Source organism: Pontibacter locisalis, assembly GCF_042684605.1.
Classification (GTDB): Bacteria; Bacteroidota; Bacteroidia; order Cytophagales; family Hymenobacteraceae; genus Pontibacter; species Pontibacter locisalis.
Genome location: NZ_JBHULU010000009.1, coordinates 27,087 through 40,106, shown reverse-complemented (window position 1 = coordinate 40,106; position 13,020 = coordinate 27,087). Strand labels below are relative to the sequence as shown.

Below are 13,020 nucleotides of genomic sequence, written 5' to 3'. Positions count from 1 at the left end.
CTAACGGCTCCTTCAGTTTCTTTACCAGAGTTTTATTCTAGCTCTGCAAGCACCTCTTCACTCAGCTCCAGATTATGATATACTTTCTGAATATCATCGTCATCTTCCAGGGCATCTATTAATTTCAGAATTTTACGAACAGCTTCCGGATCTTCTACAGTAACCGTAGTTTGAGGTATCCGCTGCAACTCCGCACTCTCCAGCTTAAGACCAAGGTCTTCTATTTTTTTCTGTAAAGCCCCGAAATCTTCCATGGCAGAGTAAACAGTAACGTACTCCTCCTCAAACTCCACGTCCTCTGCCCCGCCATCTGCTAATTCAAGCAATAACTTACCTTCATCCAACTGCTTTTCGTGATCTTTTTTTATAACAAAGACTCCTTTTCGGTCAAACAGAAACTCCACTGAGCCATTTGTGCCGAGGCTTCCATTGCCTTTATTAAAAATGGTGCGCAGGTTTTGAACGGTGCGGTTTATATTATCAGTCAGGCACTCTATAAATACAGCAACCCCATTAGATGCATACCCTTCGTATGTCACTTCACTGTAATCTCCTTCGCTACCTTCACCCTTCTTTATCGCCCGTTCAATATTATCCTTAGGCATATTAGCGGCCTTACTCAACTGTATGGCCAGCCGCAGGCGTGGGTTTCCATCCGGATCCGGACCACCTTCTTTAGCTGCTACTGTTATTTCTTTTATCAGCTTCGTAAATATCTTGGAACGTTTTGCATCCAGTGCTCCTTTCTTGCGCTTTATCTGCGACCATTTATTATGTCCAGCCATAATTTTGCGGGCGTTCTTTGAGTGTATTGGGTAAACAGCATTTCATTATCTAACAGGACAAAATAAGTTAAAATTTCCTGTTTCTTTCTAAAAAGAGCAGCCTGGCTTACGGGCCAGGCTGCTCTTGCTTAAGATTCTTTATATATACGCTCTACTTAGATGAGCATAAAAATGGCGTTTATAATATTGAGCCCTAACAATAAAAAGAAGTTAGGGGATTCTTGTACAATTTTTTTCATAACGTAAAAAATAAAGGGTTATTATACTTTATCCAGACCACACTGGCGTGTAGCTCTAAATAAATTTACGCCACGCCCTTAACAAATGTTGCACATAAATATGATTTTTCATATACACACCCAAAACCAAGAGAACTTACCCCATCACTACATTAACCACAAAAGCACTAATAATACATTCCATCCATCAAAAACATCAACATTAAGTTTATTTAATATTTATAACCATTACAGTATTTTACACAAGCAAATAATCGTATAATACAAATATATAAAAATTGGAATATACAAGGTTTAAGACACCTGAAATATTAATACTGTTGCACAAGTCTTAATTATCGTATATTTACATAAGAATGGGTATTGAGATTTATCGCATTGCCCCTAGAAATGTCTGTTAATTAATTAATCATACTTTGGATTTTCATTCCTTCAACTTACACGAAAATGTACTTACCGGTATAGACTCAATGGGGTACAACAACCCTACTCCTGTTCAACAGCAAGCTATACCCATTATTCTTGAGCAAAAAGACCTCGTTGCCTGTGCCCAAACCGGAACTGGCAAGACTGCGGCTTACCTGCTTCCTCTGATAGACAGGATTTCCCATGCCAATTACGACCATACCAGCACCCTGATTCTTGTTCCTACCCGTGAACTTGCAAAACAGATAGATGAACAGGTGGAAGGCTTTGGCTATTTTGCCTCTGTAAGCTCTATCGCAATCTATGGTGGCAGCAAAGGCGGTGACTGGGATCAGCAGAAGCGTGCCTTAACCACTGGTGCAGATATCATCATAGCCACTCCAGGTCGTTTAATGGCACACATGGCCATGGGCTACGTAAAGCTAGACAAGCTAAACCACCTTGTACTCGACGAAGCAGACAAGATGCTGGACATGGGCTTTATGGATGACCTGCTTAAGATCATTCAGCAGTTGCCTAAGGAACGTCAAACGCTGCTTTTTTCGGCTACTATGCCTAAAAAAATAAGGGATCTGGCGCAACAGATTTTACAGAACCCTTCAGAAGTAAACCTTGCTATTTCAAAACCAGCAGCAGGTATAGATCAGCGCCTGTACCTGGCTTATGACAACCAAAAACTCCCTTTACTGGAGCACTTACTACAGGAGCAGGAAGTGCAAAGCATGATCGTGTTCACTTCCCGGAAGTCTAATGTGAATCAAATTGTGCGCTCGTTGCGCAAAATGGGTTTCGAAGCTGAGGGTATTCAATCAGACATGACGCAAGAGGAGCGTGAACGTGCGCTGCAAGGCTTCAAAAATAAGCAGTACCAGATTTTAGTAGCAACAGACATCCTTTCCAGAGGCATAGATATCGATAGCCTTAGCCATGTGGTAAACTTCGATATGCCCCAGGATGCGGAAGATTATGTACACCGTGTTGGACGTACTGCGCGTGCAGCGTCTACAGGTGTTGCCATTACTTTTGTGAACGAAAAGGACATGCACCGGGTGCAGAAGGTAGAGCGACTCATTGAGCGTGATCTGCCAAAGCTACCTCTTCCTGAAGATTTCGGTCCTGGCCCGGCTTACGATCCGACTAAACGCCACGACAGCAGAGGCGGCGGCAGACATGGCGGAGGCGGCAGCAGAACCCATGGTGGTGCAGGCGGTGGTCAGCGACGCAATGACCGTAGTAAAGGTCCTCGTGACAGGCAAAGAGGCGGAGGCAAAAACACTGAACCCACAGAACGCTCCCAGCAACAACCTGCTGCACAGGCAGAAGGTCAGTCGCAGGAAAGAGTTCCACGCAAACATAACAACCGGAACCGAAACAGGAATAGAAATAAGAGCAGAGACAGAGATAACAGCGCAGGTTCTACGCCACAAGGAGGCGAACAACAGAACTCATAAATCTGATCAGCTTTATTCTCCTTACCAATAGCCGCCCGAGAGCGGCTATTTCTTTTTTATACAAGCTACAAGTGCTCCTATGTTCACTTAAGCACCTATTCCTGTTGTGTCGGAAAACTGGATTTAAGGCTATAGCACCTGCCCTATCCCGAACAGCAGCACAAAAAATAAGGTAGTAATAGCCATCTGCTTTAAGTAGGGGTCAAGCTCTTTTGAATTTTGCTTCTGCCACACATTCACACCATTTATAACCACCAAAGGAAGGACCAGGATAAACAGGAACTGCCAAGGGCTTTCATAGTTTAGCAGCACATAAGCAAAAGCACTTAAAACGCCTCCCAACAGCAGCAGAATGTGGTAAATCCGGGCACGCTCTGGCCCTAGCCTAACCGGTATAGAACGTTTGCCTGCTAGCATATCTGACTTGATATCCCGGATATTGTTGACATTCAAAACAGCCGTAGAGAAGAACCCACAGATAAGAGCAGGCAGGATAATTACAGGCTGCAGTTCCCGGGCCTGCAGGTAATAAGTACCCAACACCCCTACCAAGCCAAAAAATATGAAGACAAATATATCACCCAAACCAGCATACCCATAGGGTTTATCGCCAGCAGTATAGTTGATAGCTGCCCATATAGACGCTAAACCCAAAGCAAGAAATATTAGGAAAAGTAGTAGTCCTTCAGAGCCAAAAGCTATCCACAGTAGCAACAAACCAGACGTCAGCGACAGCATACTGAACAGTAGCATACCTTTTTTCATATGCTCTGCCTGGATATGGCCAGCCTGTACTGCACGCATGGGTCCTTCCCTATGCTCACTGTCAGCTCCGTGCTTGGTGTCTCCGTAATCGTTAGCCAAGTTGGATAAGACCTGTAGAAAGAGGGTGGTTAATATACAAAGTGCCACAACAGTAGCATCAAAAAAGCCTTTAGACGCTGCCATAAAGCCACCCATACCTATACAGGAAAGCGCCAATGGCAATGTACGTGGCCTAAAAGCCGAAATCCAGGCCTTTACCAGACCTGGACTTTGGGAAGTATGTTCAGTGGTATTCAATGCAATTAACTTTGTACAGACCTTATGCCTGTTTAGCTGTAAAGCTAAGGTTTATTTTTGAATAGCAGTAAGTATCTCCTGGTCCGTTGGTTTTACCTTAGAAGGATAAAACGCTACCACCTTTCCATTCTCGTCAACCAGATACTTACAGAAATTCCAGTTAGGTTCTTCATGGTTCGGTGCATTCTGAGCCAGCCAGGTATAAAGTGGGTGTTTGTCTTCTCCTGCTACTGATATTTTATCGAACATCTGGAAACCCACTCCATAATTTTTCTGGCAGAAGGCCGCAATATCCTCACTACTTCCTGGTTCCTGACCACCAAAGTTATTTGCCGGAAAGCCTAACACAGTCACTTTATCTCCGTGTTTTTCATGCAGCTCCTGCAAATCAGCATATTGTGGGGTATACCCGCACTCAGAGGCTGTGTTTACCAGGAGCACTTTCTTACCCTTATACTTCGAAAAATCAACTTCTTTTCCATCCAGGGTAGCCATTTCAAAGTTATAGAAGTTGCTGGTCTGAGTGTTTGCGGTAGATTCTGTTGCCATTGTTGAGTTATCTGTTATAGTGTTATTACTCGTGGTTCCTGAACAGGCCACTGTCATACCTAATACAAACACTAGTCCCAAAAGTTTTCCTAAACACTTCATGTTTAAATTTAGAATTTCTTACATCCGCTCCGGCACTTCAATGCCAAGCAGAGTCATACTCTCACGTATAAGGCGCGCTACCATTGCCGACAGTGCAACACGGAAGTTTCTTGCCTGCTCATCCGTCTCGTTGAAGATGGATATCTCCTGGTAGAAACGGTTATAAGCTTTTGCCAGCTCATAGGCATAATTGGCAACTACGGAAGGCGCAAAAAGGCTGCCTGCCTCTTTTACCACAGCAGGATAATTTACCAATTGAGTAATTACCTCCTGCTCTGTCTCGTGCAGCTTTTCAATATCATTAAAAGAGGCCACATCAACCTTTATATCCATTTCCCCTGCCTTACGAAGTATAGCCGAGATACGTGCGTGCGTGTATTGGATAAAAGGGCCAGTGTTTCCACGGAAGTCAATTGATTCCTGCGGGTTAAACAACATGCGCTTCTTAGGATCCACTTTTAGCAGGAAATACTTAAGTGCCCCCATGGCAAGCGTATAATAAAGTTCTTTTGCCTGTTCCGGTGTAAACCCATCAATCTTACCCAACTCCTCTGTCTGCTGTCGCGCCGTGTCTATCATCTCCTGCACCAGCTCATCAGCATCTACAACAGTTCCCTCACGGGACTTCATTTTACCCGAGGGCAGGTCAACCATGCCGTAAGAGAGATGATAAATACCTTCCGCATAGGGCTTACCCAGCTTCTTTAGGGTAGCTTTAAGCACCTGGAAATGGTAGTTCTGCTCATCAGCCACCACGTAAACCGACTGATCGTACGGAAAGTCATTGTACTTCAGTTCTGCGGTTCCTAAGTCCTGGGTGATGTACACAGATGTTCCGTCAGCACGCAACAGCAGCTTTTCATCCAGGCCTTCATCTGTCAGATCAACCCAAACCGAACCATTCTCTTTTTTGAAGAACACCTCTTTCTGAAGGCCTTCCTCCACGCGCTCTTTGCCTAAGGTATAGGTTTCAGACTCGTAATAGAACTTATCAAAATCTACTCCTATGGTACGGTAGGTCTGATCAAAACCGGCGTATACCCAGCTGTTCATGGTTTTCCAAAGGTTTACCACGTGCTCATCGCCCTGCTCCCACTTCAGTAGCATATCCTGCGCTTCCAGCATCCAGGGAGCCTTCTTCTTGGCTTCCTCTTTGTCCATACCCTGCGTCACCAGCTCATCGATTTGCTCTTTATAAGCTTTGTCGAACAGCACATAGTATTTGCCCACCAAATGGTCGCCTTTGATGCCGCTGCTTTCCGGAGTTTCACCATTGCCCAACTTCTCATAAGCCAGCATTGACTTACAGATATGGATGCCACGGTCGTTCACCAGGTTCACCTTCATCACCTCATGACCATTTGCCTTCAGAATTTCTGAAACAGAATAGCCCAGGAAGTTATTGCGCAGGTGACCCAGGTGCAATGGCTTGTTTGTGTTTGGAGAAGAGTACTCCACCATCACATTACGGCCGCTCGGCTCGCCCTGCCCGAAGCTCGGGTTCTGCATCAGGCCGCGGAACAACTTCAGCCATTCTGTTTCCTTTACCTCCAGGTTCAGGAAGCCCTTCACTACGTTAAAATCTTTCACTTCACTGGTATTCTCCTTCAGGTACTCTCCCAGTGCCTGCCCGATCTGCTCAGGGCCTTTGCCAGCCTGTTTGGTATAAGGGAACGTAACAAACGTAAAGGAGCCGGCAAACTCTTTTCTTGTTGGTTGCAGCGCAATCTGCGAAGCATCCACTGAAACATTGAACAGGTCTTGGAGTGCCTGGCTTATACTCTGGCTAATGGCGTTTTGAAGTTGCATTAATGTATGGCTGTTTTGCTAAATTCTCGGTGTAAAATTGCGTCGGTGGCAGCTTCTAGTATATCGAAGGCGTTTTCGGCCATCGTGTTTTCTGTATCAAGTGTCGGGTTGATCTCTGTCATTTCGTAGCAGACTACGCGCGGGTCCTGCAACAGTAAGTGGTTAAGCTCTTTCGCCTGCGTTACCGTAAGGCCAACCTCAACGGGTGTGCCTGTCCCTTTCGAAAACTTGGAGTCAAGGCTATCCACGTCAAAAGATACATAAATTATATCACAATCTTTCAGGCGCTCCAGCGCTTCTTCAGCTATCCTTGGCACTCCTTTCTGGTTCACCTCATCATAAGTAAAGTTCTTAATCCCATACTTGCTGATAAAGTAATCTTCTGGTTCCTCAGTGTCTCGAACAACAATGTACACCAGGTGCTCCGGCTTCAGCTTAGGTCCGTCAAAGCCTAACTTCTTAAGTGAGTTCCAGAAAAACACAGTTTCCGGCGCAGGATCATTTATCTGGCGGTCCAGGTTATCCACGTTCAAGGCCATTGCCAGTGGCATACCGTGCACGTTACCCGAAGGTGAAGTGTAAGGAGAATGAATATCAGCATGGGCATCTATCCAGATCACGCCTAACGTTTTTTCTGGATAAGCCGCTTTGATTCCCGCAATGGTACCGTGTGCATTGGAGTGATCACCGGCCAGCACCAACGGGAACATGCCCATGTTGATGGTCTGCTCTACGGCATTGGCAATATTTTTCTGTACGGCAAGGATACTGTCAATCCGGTGTGCATTTGGAAAAACATCCTTATCAAAAAGTGTATAGTTAAGATCAGGAACACTTACAGAGTTAAAACGTTTGAAATAATCAGAGCCTTTATCCCAGCAGGCTACACGCAGCGCATCAATGCCCATACTGGCTCCTCTTGTTCCGGCCCCTAACTCCGATCTTACTTCTATCAGTTTAATTTTTTTCATGTGTTTTACTTAGATTTTACCTAACCACATGAAACTGAACATTTATTTATTTATCGCCTTTATTTAGGTGTGATATGTATAAATTAATGAACGTTTCACATAATCTGAACAAAGTTTTTGCAAAGATGGTAAAATACAATCAATATTGCATGTTTTCTTAACCTAGCACCACAGAATGGATAAATACACTGATCTGATTCACCAAACATTCGATTTTCCTACAGAAGAGTTTACCGTAGAAAATAATGAACTACATTTTAATGGTATTCCGCTAATGGATATCATCAAAAAGTATGGCACTCCTCTTAAGCTAACATATTTGCCAAAGATCAGTTCTCAGATACAGCGTGCTAAGCGCCTGTTTAACGAGGCTATTGAAAAGCTCGATTATAACGGCACCTATACTTACTGCTATTGTACCAAAGCATCGCACTTTTCCTTTGTTATGGAGGAGGCCTTGAAGAATGATATTCACATCGAAACTTCTTCGGGGTATGATATGCAAATCGTACGGGCTCTTTACAAAAAAGGAAAAATAAACAAGAACACTTATATTGTTTGTAACGGCTTTAAGCGCAAGCGTTACCGCCAATGGATAACTGAGCTCATTAACGAGGGCTTTGTTAATTGTATGCCTATTCTTGACCACCTTGGGGAGATAGATTACTACAAAGAGCACGTAAATGCCAAAACAAAGGTAGGTATCCGGCTTGCATCAGACGAAGAACCTAAATTTGAGTTTTATACCTCAAGGCTTGGTGTTCGTTACAACGATGTAATTGACCTGTATGAGCAGCAAATAAAGCCTGATAACAGGTTTGAACTAAAGATGCTGCACTACTTTATCAACACTGGTATAAAAGACACTTCTTATTACTGGTCTGAGCTTAGCCGCTTTGTGCATAAGTATGCAGAGGTAAAGAAGGTATGCCCGGAGCTTGATACGATTGACATTGGCGGGGGCTTTCCGATCAAGACTTCTATCCAGGCAGATTACGATTACAAGTACATGACTGAGGAGATCCTTCGTACGATCAAGCGTATCTGTAATGAGGAAGGTGTGCCAGAGCCAAATATCTTCACGGAGTTCGGTATTTTTACTGTAGGTGAAAGTGCCGCTAACATTTACTCTATTCTGGATGAGAAACTACAGAACGACAAGGAGTTGTGGTACATGATCGATGGTTCTTTCATTACGAACCTGCCGGATGCCTGGGCTCTTAACCAGCGTTGGCCCTTGCTGGCGATCAACCATTGGGACAAGGAGTACCGTAAAATACAGTTAGGTGGCATGACCTGTGATAGCCAGGACTACTATAATTCGGAGATGCACTCCTTCCAGGTGTTCCTGCCGAAGATTCCTAAGGAAGAGCCTTTGTACATCGGCTTCTTCCATACAGGTGCTTACCAGGAACAATTAAGCGGTTATGGCGGTATAAAGCACTGCCTGATCCCATCGCCTCAACATATTCTGGTGGACCGTGACGAAGAAGGCAATTTGAAAACCTGGCAGTTTGCGCCAGAGCAAAGCAGCGAGGCAATGCTAAGAATACTAGGCTACGAAGTATAGACACGGATTTAGCAGAACTTTTTAGCCGAAGAATTTTGCATTTAATAGAAAAATACTATTTTTGGTTTAAATCTCCAAACAAACATTAATATGAAAAGAGTATTAGCAGTGGGTAGTTTATTCTTAGCGCTTGGCATGGCGTCTTGTAAAACATATTGCCCGGCCTACAACTATGCCCAAGTTGAGTCAGACGCAAAGACTACCGTAGCAACTGATGCTACAGTAGAAACTACAAGCACAGCAAACAGCTAATAAGGCTGCCCGCTACTAGTAAGAGATAATAACAAGAAAAGCCGGTTCACAACCGGCTTTTCTTGTTATGTATAAAACTCTCTAATTTTTACTCACCGATTCGCCAGCACCTCCCGTACAGGTGTCCACTGGATACTTGAGTAACGGTCATTATCGAGCGGTTCTAACTTTGGAAGTCCGCTTAACATGTTGCGCATATACTGCATGCCCTGCCAAGGCGGATAAACCTCATCGTTGCCAGGTATTATAAACTTTGTAACCTTTATCATTGTATCAAGCACTCCCAGTCCTCCAACCCGAATCAAACCGAACTTTTTACCTGTTGCCTCACTTGCAGCATCTCTTAACCCATAGGCATTTAGTACATCTCCGGCAATCCGCAGGTAACGTGGTGTGTGAGGGTCAAGAGCGGCTGCAGCCGTATATTCTGCTGTATTATCCATCGTTGTAAAGTCAAGCAACTGATCCGCGTCTCCCCAATAGATTACCTTCTTTAGCCCGAACTGCACCAGCGGTGCCTGACCGGTAAGCAAGTCAGAGAACATACCATTCAAGATTGATGTCGGAGCAATCAGAGCTTTATTAAGCCGCTCGTGAAACTCTTTTCTGAGGTCCAGATTCCTATTAGTACCATAAGGTAGCTTAGTAAAATCAATAGCGAAATCGGAAGGAATAAAACGAGGTACACCGGCCTCAACTGCCGCGTCCAAAAGCTTGGTTTGCACATCTAAGATGACCTCCCGCAGTCCGGACAAAGCAGACACAACACATGATGCACCATGGCAGGCTTTTACTAAATCAGAGGCACTACCATAATCTACCTCCACAATGGTTGCCCCTTGCTTTTGTAAAGCTGTAACCTTATCATTGGAGCTTCCTGCCCGCACAATTGCCCTTATATTTGCACTGCGCTTTAGAAGTGACTGCGCTATCCGACTACCAAGGTCTCCGGTAGCACCTGCCAGAACAATTACCTGTCCGCTAGTGGCTCTATTGTTTTGTGTCATCATCTGATTTTAGCATTTCAACCTTAACAGCATACGCACAACTTTGTTAGTCTTGCTAACACAATACCTCTACTAATTACAGAAGCTTCTTTTTCCCAGGAAATAATTAATCCTATAAAAATGTCTTTGCAGGTGTAATAATTCAGGAAACGCTGCATCAAATAGATGTAAATGAAACAAAGGGAACATAAAACGACATCTGTTATGAAAAAGGCACTAATTTTAGTTTTAGCATTTTTTACTTTGACTACTACATTTGCGCAGAGTAGCGCTTTTAAGGTACAGGTAATCGGCAAAGGCAAACCTATCTTACTGATACCGGGCTACAGCTGCAGCGGAGAAGTATGGAAAGAAACAGTAGACCATTTAAAAGATAAGTACGAGTGTCATATTTTAACTTTAGCGGGCTTTGCAGGCGTACCTGCCATTGATGCGCCAATCCTGCAGACCGTCAAAAATGATATCATTGGATACGTAAAGCAAAATAAACTTAAAAGCCCTGTACTGATAGGCCACAGTTTAGGCGCTTTCATAAGTCTTTGGGCTAGCAGCGAGGCTCCTGATCTGTTTGGAAAAGTGATTTGTGTGGATGGTGTACCCTTTATCTCGGCAATGAATGACCCTGCTGTAACGGCCGAAGCCATGAAGAACAGTCCATACATGAATGCTGAACAGGTGGTAAAAAATTTCGAGGATTTACCTAGCGAAGGATTTATTGGCAGAACCGCCAAAGCTATGAAGTACCAGGTAGAAGATAGCGTAAGGGCAAAACAGATTGCTACCTGGCAGTTTAAGAGCGACAGAAGGACGCTGGGTCTTACACTTATCGAAATGTCTACTACAGATCTAAGAGAGCAGATAGCTAGGATAAAGCAACCAGTACTGGTTCTAGGGAGCATCTACAACACAAAAGAAAACTCCTTGAAAGTGCTGGCAGCGCAATATGCCAACCTTCAAAACAAAACCATACATGTTGCCGACAGCAAGCACTTTATAATGTATGATACACCACAGTGGTTTTATGCTGAGATTGATACCTTTTTAAAATAAGTTATGTCGCAGCGGGAATTATTTACTCAACTCTACACGCAATATGGGCCGGGCATACGGAAGCTGTGCTTGGGATATACGGGCACAGCCGCACAGGCAGATGACTTGCTGCAGGAGTCGTTTATAGCCGTCTGGAACAACATGCAAAATTACAGAGGCGAAGCGAACTGGGGCACCTGGATATACCGCATCGCAGTAAATACCTGCCTCATGTACCTCCGCAAAGAGAAAAAGAATCCGGAGAAGGTGGATGCTGAAATTTTAAGCAACTTCGCAGAGGAAGAAGGCAATCAAGAAAATGAGGTGCAGTTGCTCTACAAAAGCATCAGCAAGCTACCAGAAACCGATAGACTCATTATATCAATGGTGCTTGAAGACCTGCCTTACGAAGACATTGCCACCATTGCGGGCATTTCAGAGAACAACCTAAGGGTAAAAATACATCGCATCAAGAAACAACTCACAGAAACTTACAATACCTATGCAAGAGTTTGATGAACTAAAACATATATGGCAGCAAAGTATTCCTGAAAAGCCTGCCCCAAAAATGCCGGATTTAGCAAAAGCTTCGGCTCAAACAAAAAAGAAGCTGCAAAATGAGCAAAGAAATGGCGCTGTCTGCCTCCTATTAACAGCTGCTTTTATTGCGGCACTAGCAATTTGGGGTGGTTTTGATTTTGAGCATTGGTATACCTATGCTGCCATGGCCCTAGTTTGTTTAATTTGCCTGAGCCAAGCTTTTATAATGTTATCAACTTACTTAAAAGTTAAACGAATAAATGATACCGCAGCTCCACGTAAGCATCTAGCCGAATGGGAAGCATATTACACTTTCAGGCAGCGACAGTTAAAATGGAATAAGCCATTATACTTCGTGCTGCTTAACCTGGCCATGGGCTTATACTTGATAGAAGTCTTAGACGGTGCTTCGGCAACGTTTCTGTTGGTGTTTGGGACCATTTATGTTGGTTGGATGATCTTTGCTTACCTTATCATGGGCAAGCGCTTGCTTAAGAGAGAAAGAAACAGAATTGAAAGTGTTATTGCAGAGCTGCATAATTTAAGCAAACAGCTGTCGGAGTAGTTTGTTGACCACAGGTTTATTAAGCCAGCTCCTCCCTAACTATAAGCTGCGGTGCCACCCACAAGTACTTTACCTGTAGAGTATAAGTCCCTACGTCAAATTTCTGTCCCATTATTATAAAGCGCACGCTCACGCTGGCAAAGCAAGTTAAACTACATTCTAATTCGAACCTTAGAATTGGTACAGCTCGGAGCAATCAAGTCAACAAGATTAGTCTTTATGTACTTTAGTTTTTTCTTATGAAATTCACAGATAAGCAATTGGGTAAGGATATGTAGACTTGTTGCATATCCTGTAAAGTTAATAGGTGGCTGTGGCAGGCGCTGCAGAAAGTCCGGTGGGCTTCACGTAACAAAGCTACTCATTAATAGTTACATAGAATTTCTTTTTTAGCATTTATGCACTCAGGCATATAGATACAAACAGACTTTAAGTAATTTGATTCTAAGCCTATTACGCTACAGGTTTATTGAATAATTTTTAACTAGAGTACTAAAAAAAAACAATAATCAATTCTAAGTCCAGATACGTATTATTTTTATACAATTAGAATTACACACTCTGATAAGTTTAATTTATTCTTAACAGGACGCTAATTCCTATTTAAATTACTTCCCATACTAGTTTTATTGATTCGAAATGATTTAAAAGTATAGCCTAAAT

At 43.5% G+C, this 13,020-nt stretch carries 12 protein-coding genes; 6 read left to right on the top strand and 6 right to left on the bottom strand.

The genetic code is table 11. The features are described from left to right. Positions 1-32 precede the first annotated feature (32 nt). A complete protein-coding gene (locus ACFSRY_RS05845) occupies positions 33-785 on the bottom strand; it encodes a YebC/PmpR family DNA-binding transcriptional regulator (RefSeq protein WP_377503998.1) in 753 nt (250 codons plus the stop codon). A 709-nt stretch (positions 786-1,494) separates the two neighbouring features. On the opposite strand from ACFSRY_RS05845, the gene ACFSRY_RS05840 reads away from it, so the two are divergent. After that, positions 1,495-2,901, top strand: coding sequence for a DEAD/DEAH box helicase (locus ACFSRY_RS05840; RefSeq protein ID WP_449301366.1), 1,407 nt, complete (start codon positions 1,495-1,497; stop codon positions 2,899-2,901). Positions 2,902-3,030: 129 nt separating this feature from the next. Here ACFSRY_RS05840 and ACFSRY_RS05835 read toward each other — a convergent pair whose 3' ends face one another. Genes ACFSRY_RS05835 through rocF form a run of 4 tightly spaced genes read right to left on the bottom strand, consistent with a single transcriptional unit; the run spans position 3,031 to position 7,394 of the window. After that, the gene (locus ACFSRY_RS05835) at positions 3,031-3,963 is read right to left on the bottom strand and encodes a 1,4-dihydroxy-2-naphthoate polyprenyltransferase (protein WP_377503994.1); all 933 of its coding nucleotides are present in this window, start codon (positions 3,961-3,963) and stop codon (positions 3,031-3,033) included. A gap of 51 nt (positions 3,964-4,014) precedes the next feature. Continuing rightward, positions 4,015-4,614 (bottom strand): glutathione peroxidase, encoded by a 600-nt coding sequence (locus ACFSRY_RS05830; protein ID WP_377503992.1) that lies wholly within the window; start codon positions 4,612-4,614, stop codon positions 4,015-4,017. Between the two features lie 18 nt (positions 4,615-4,632). After that, a complete protein-coding gene (argS, locus tag ACFSRY_RS05825; protein ID WP_377503990.1) occupies positions 4,633-6,423 on the bottom strand; it encodes an arginine--tRNA ligase in 1,791 nt (596 codons plus the stop codon). Continuing rightward, entirely contained in the window at positions 6,423-7,394 is a 972-nt protein-coding gene (gene rocF / locus ACFSRY_RS05820; RefSeq protein ID WP_377503988.1) for an arginase, read from the bottom strand. The genes argS and rocF overlap by 1 nt, the downstream gene beginning before the upstream one ends. Before the next feature lie 175 nt (positions 7,395-7,569). Here rocF and ACFSRY_RS05815 point away from each other — a divergent pair, with 175 nt between their 5' ends. Together ACFSRY_RS05815 and ACFSRY_RS05810 are read left to right on the top strand one after the other, a co-directional pair. After that, complete coding sequence (locus ACFSRY_RS05815; RefSeq protein WP_377503986.1) at positions 7,570-8,964, top strand: arginine decarboxylase; 1,395 nt, start codon at positions 7,570-7,572, stop codon at positions 8,962-8,964. A 90-nt stretch (positions 8,965-9,054) separates the two neighbouring features. Continuing rightward, positions 9,055-9,216 (top strand): hypothetical protein, encoded by a 162-nt coding sequence (locus ACFSRY_RS05810; RefSeq protein ID WP_377503984.1) that lies wholly within the window; start codon positions 9,055-9,057, stop codon positions 9,214-9,216. A 92-nt stretch (positions 9,217-9,308) separates the two neighbouring features. On the opposite strand, the gene ACFSRY_RS05805 is transcribed toward ACFSRY_RS05810, so the two are convergent. Further along, positions 9,309-10,226: an NmrA family NAD(P)-binding protein gene (locus ACFSRY_RS05805; RefSeq protein WP_377503982.1), complete on the bottom strand. Its 918-nt coding sequence runs from the start codon at positions 10,224-10,226 to the stop codon at positions 9,309-9,311. A gap of 201 nt (positions 10,227-10,427) precedes the next feature. On the opposite strand from ACFSRY_RS05805, the gene ACFSRY_RS05800 reads away from it, so the two are divergent. Genes ACFSRY_RS05800 through ACFSRY_RS05790 form a run of 3 tightly spaced genes read left to right on the top strand, consistent with a single transcriptional unit; the run spans position 10,428 to position 12,357 of the window. Continuing rightward, positions 10,428-11,273 (top strand): alpha/beta fold hydrolase, encoded by an 846-nt coding sequence (locus ACFSRY_RS05800; RefSeq protein WP_377503980.1) that lies wholly within the window; start codon positions 10,428-10,430, stop codon positions 11,271-11,273. A gap of 3 nt (positions 11,274-11,276) precedes the next feature. Further along, positions 11,277-11,768, top strand: coding sequence for an RNA polymerase sigma factor (locus ACFSRY_RS05795; RefSeq protein ID WP_377503978.1), 492 nt, complete (start codon positions 11,277-11,279; stop codon positions 11,766-11,768). Beyond that, positions 11,755-12,357, top strand: a complete 603-nt coding sequence (locus ACFSRY_RS05790; RefSeq protein ID WP_377503976.1) for a hypothetical protein — start codon at positions 11,755-11,757, stop codon at positions 12,355-12,357. Before ACFSRY_RS05795 ends, ACFSRY_RS05790 begins: the two co-directional genes overlap by 14 nt. Positions 12,358-13,020: the final 663 nt, after the last annotated feature.

Bases quoted from the DNA above. Each gene is read 5' to 3' on its own strand.
- ACFSRY_RS05845 (WP_377503998.1), bottom strand. From the start codon at position 785: ATGGCTGGACATAATAAATGGTCGCAGATAAAGCGCAAGAAAGGAGCA.
- ACFSRY_RS05840 (WP_449301366.1), top strand. From the start codon at position 1,495: ATGGGGTACAACAACCCTACTCCTGTTCAACAGCAAGCTATACCCATT.
- ACFSRY_RS05830 (WP_377503992.1), bottom strand. From the start codon at position 4,614: ATGAAGTGTTTAGGAAAACTTTTGGGACTAGTGTTTGTATTAGGTATG.
- argS (WP_377503990.1), bottom strand. From the start codon at position 6,423: ATGCAACTTCAAAACGCCATTAGCCAGAGTATAAGCCAGGCACTCCAA.
- rocF (WP_377503988.1), bottom strand. From the start codon at position 7,394: ATGAAAAAAATTAAACTGATAGAAGTAAGATCGGAGTTAGGGGCCGGA.
- ACFSRY_RS05815 (WP_377503986.1), top strand. From the start codon at position 7,570: ATGGATAAATACACTGATCTGATTCACCAAACATTCGATTTTCCTACA.
- ACFSRY_RS05810 (WP_377503984.1), top strand. From the start codon at position 9,055: ATGAAAAGAGTATTAGCAGTGGGTAGTTTATTCTTAGCGCTTGGCATG.
- ACFSRY_RS05805 (WP_377503982.1), bottom strand. From the start codon at position 10,226: ATGATGACACAAAACAATAGAGCCACTAGCGGACAGGTAATTGTTCTG.
- ACFSRY_RS05800 (WP_377503980.1), top strand. From the start codon at position 10,428: ATGAAAAAGGCACTAATTTTAGTTTTAGCATTTTTTACTTTGACTACT.
- ACFSRY_RS05795 (WP_377503978.1), top strand. From the start codon at position 11,277: ATGTCGCAGCGGGAATTATTTACTCAACTCTACACGCAATATGGGCCG.
- ACFSRY_RS05790 (WP_377503976.1), top strand. From the start codon at position 11,755: ATGCAAGAGTTTGATGAACTAAAACATATATGGCAGCAAAGTATTCCT.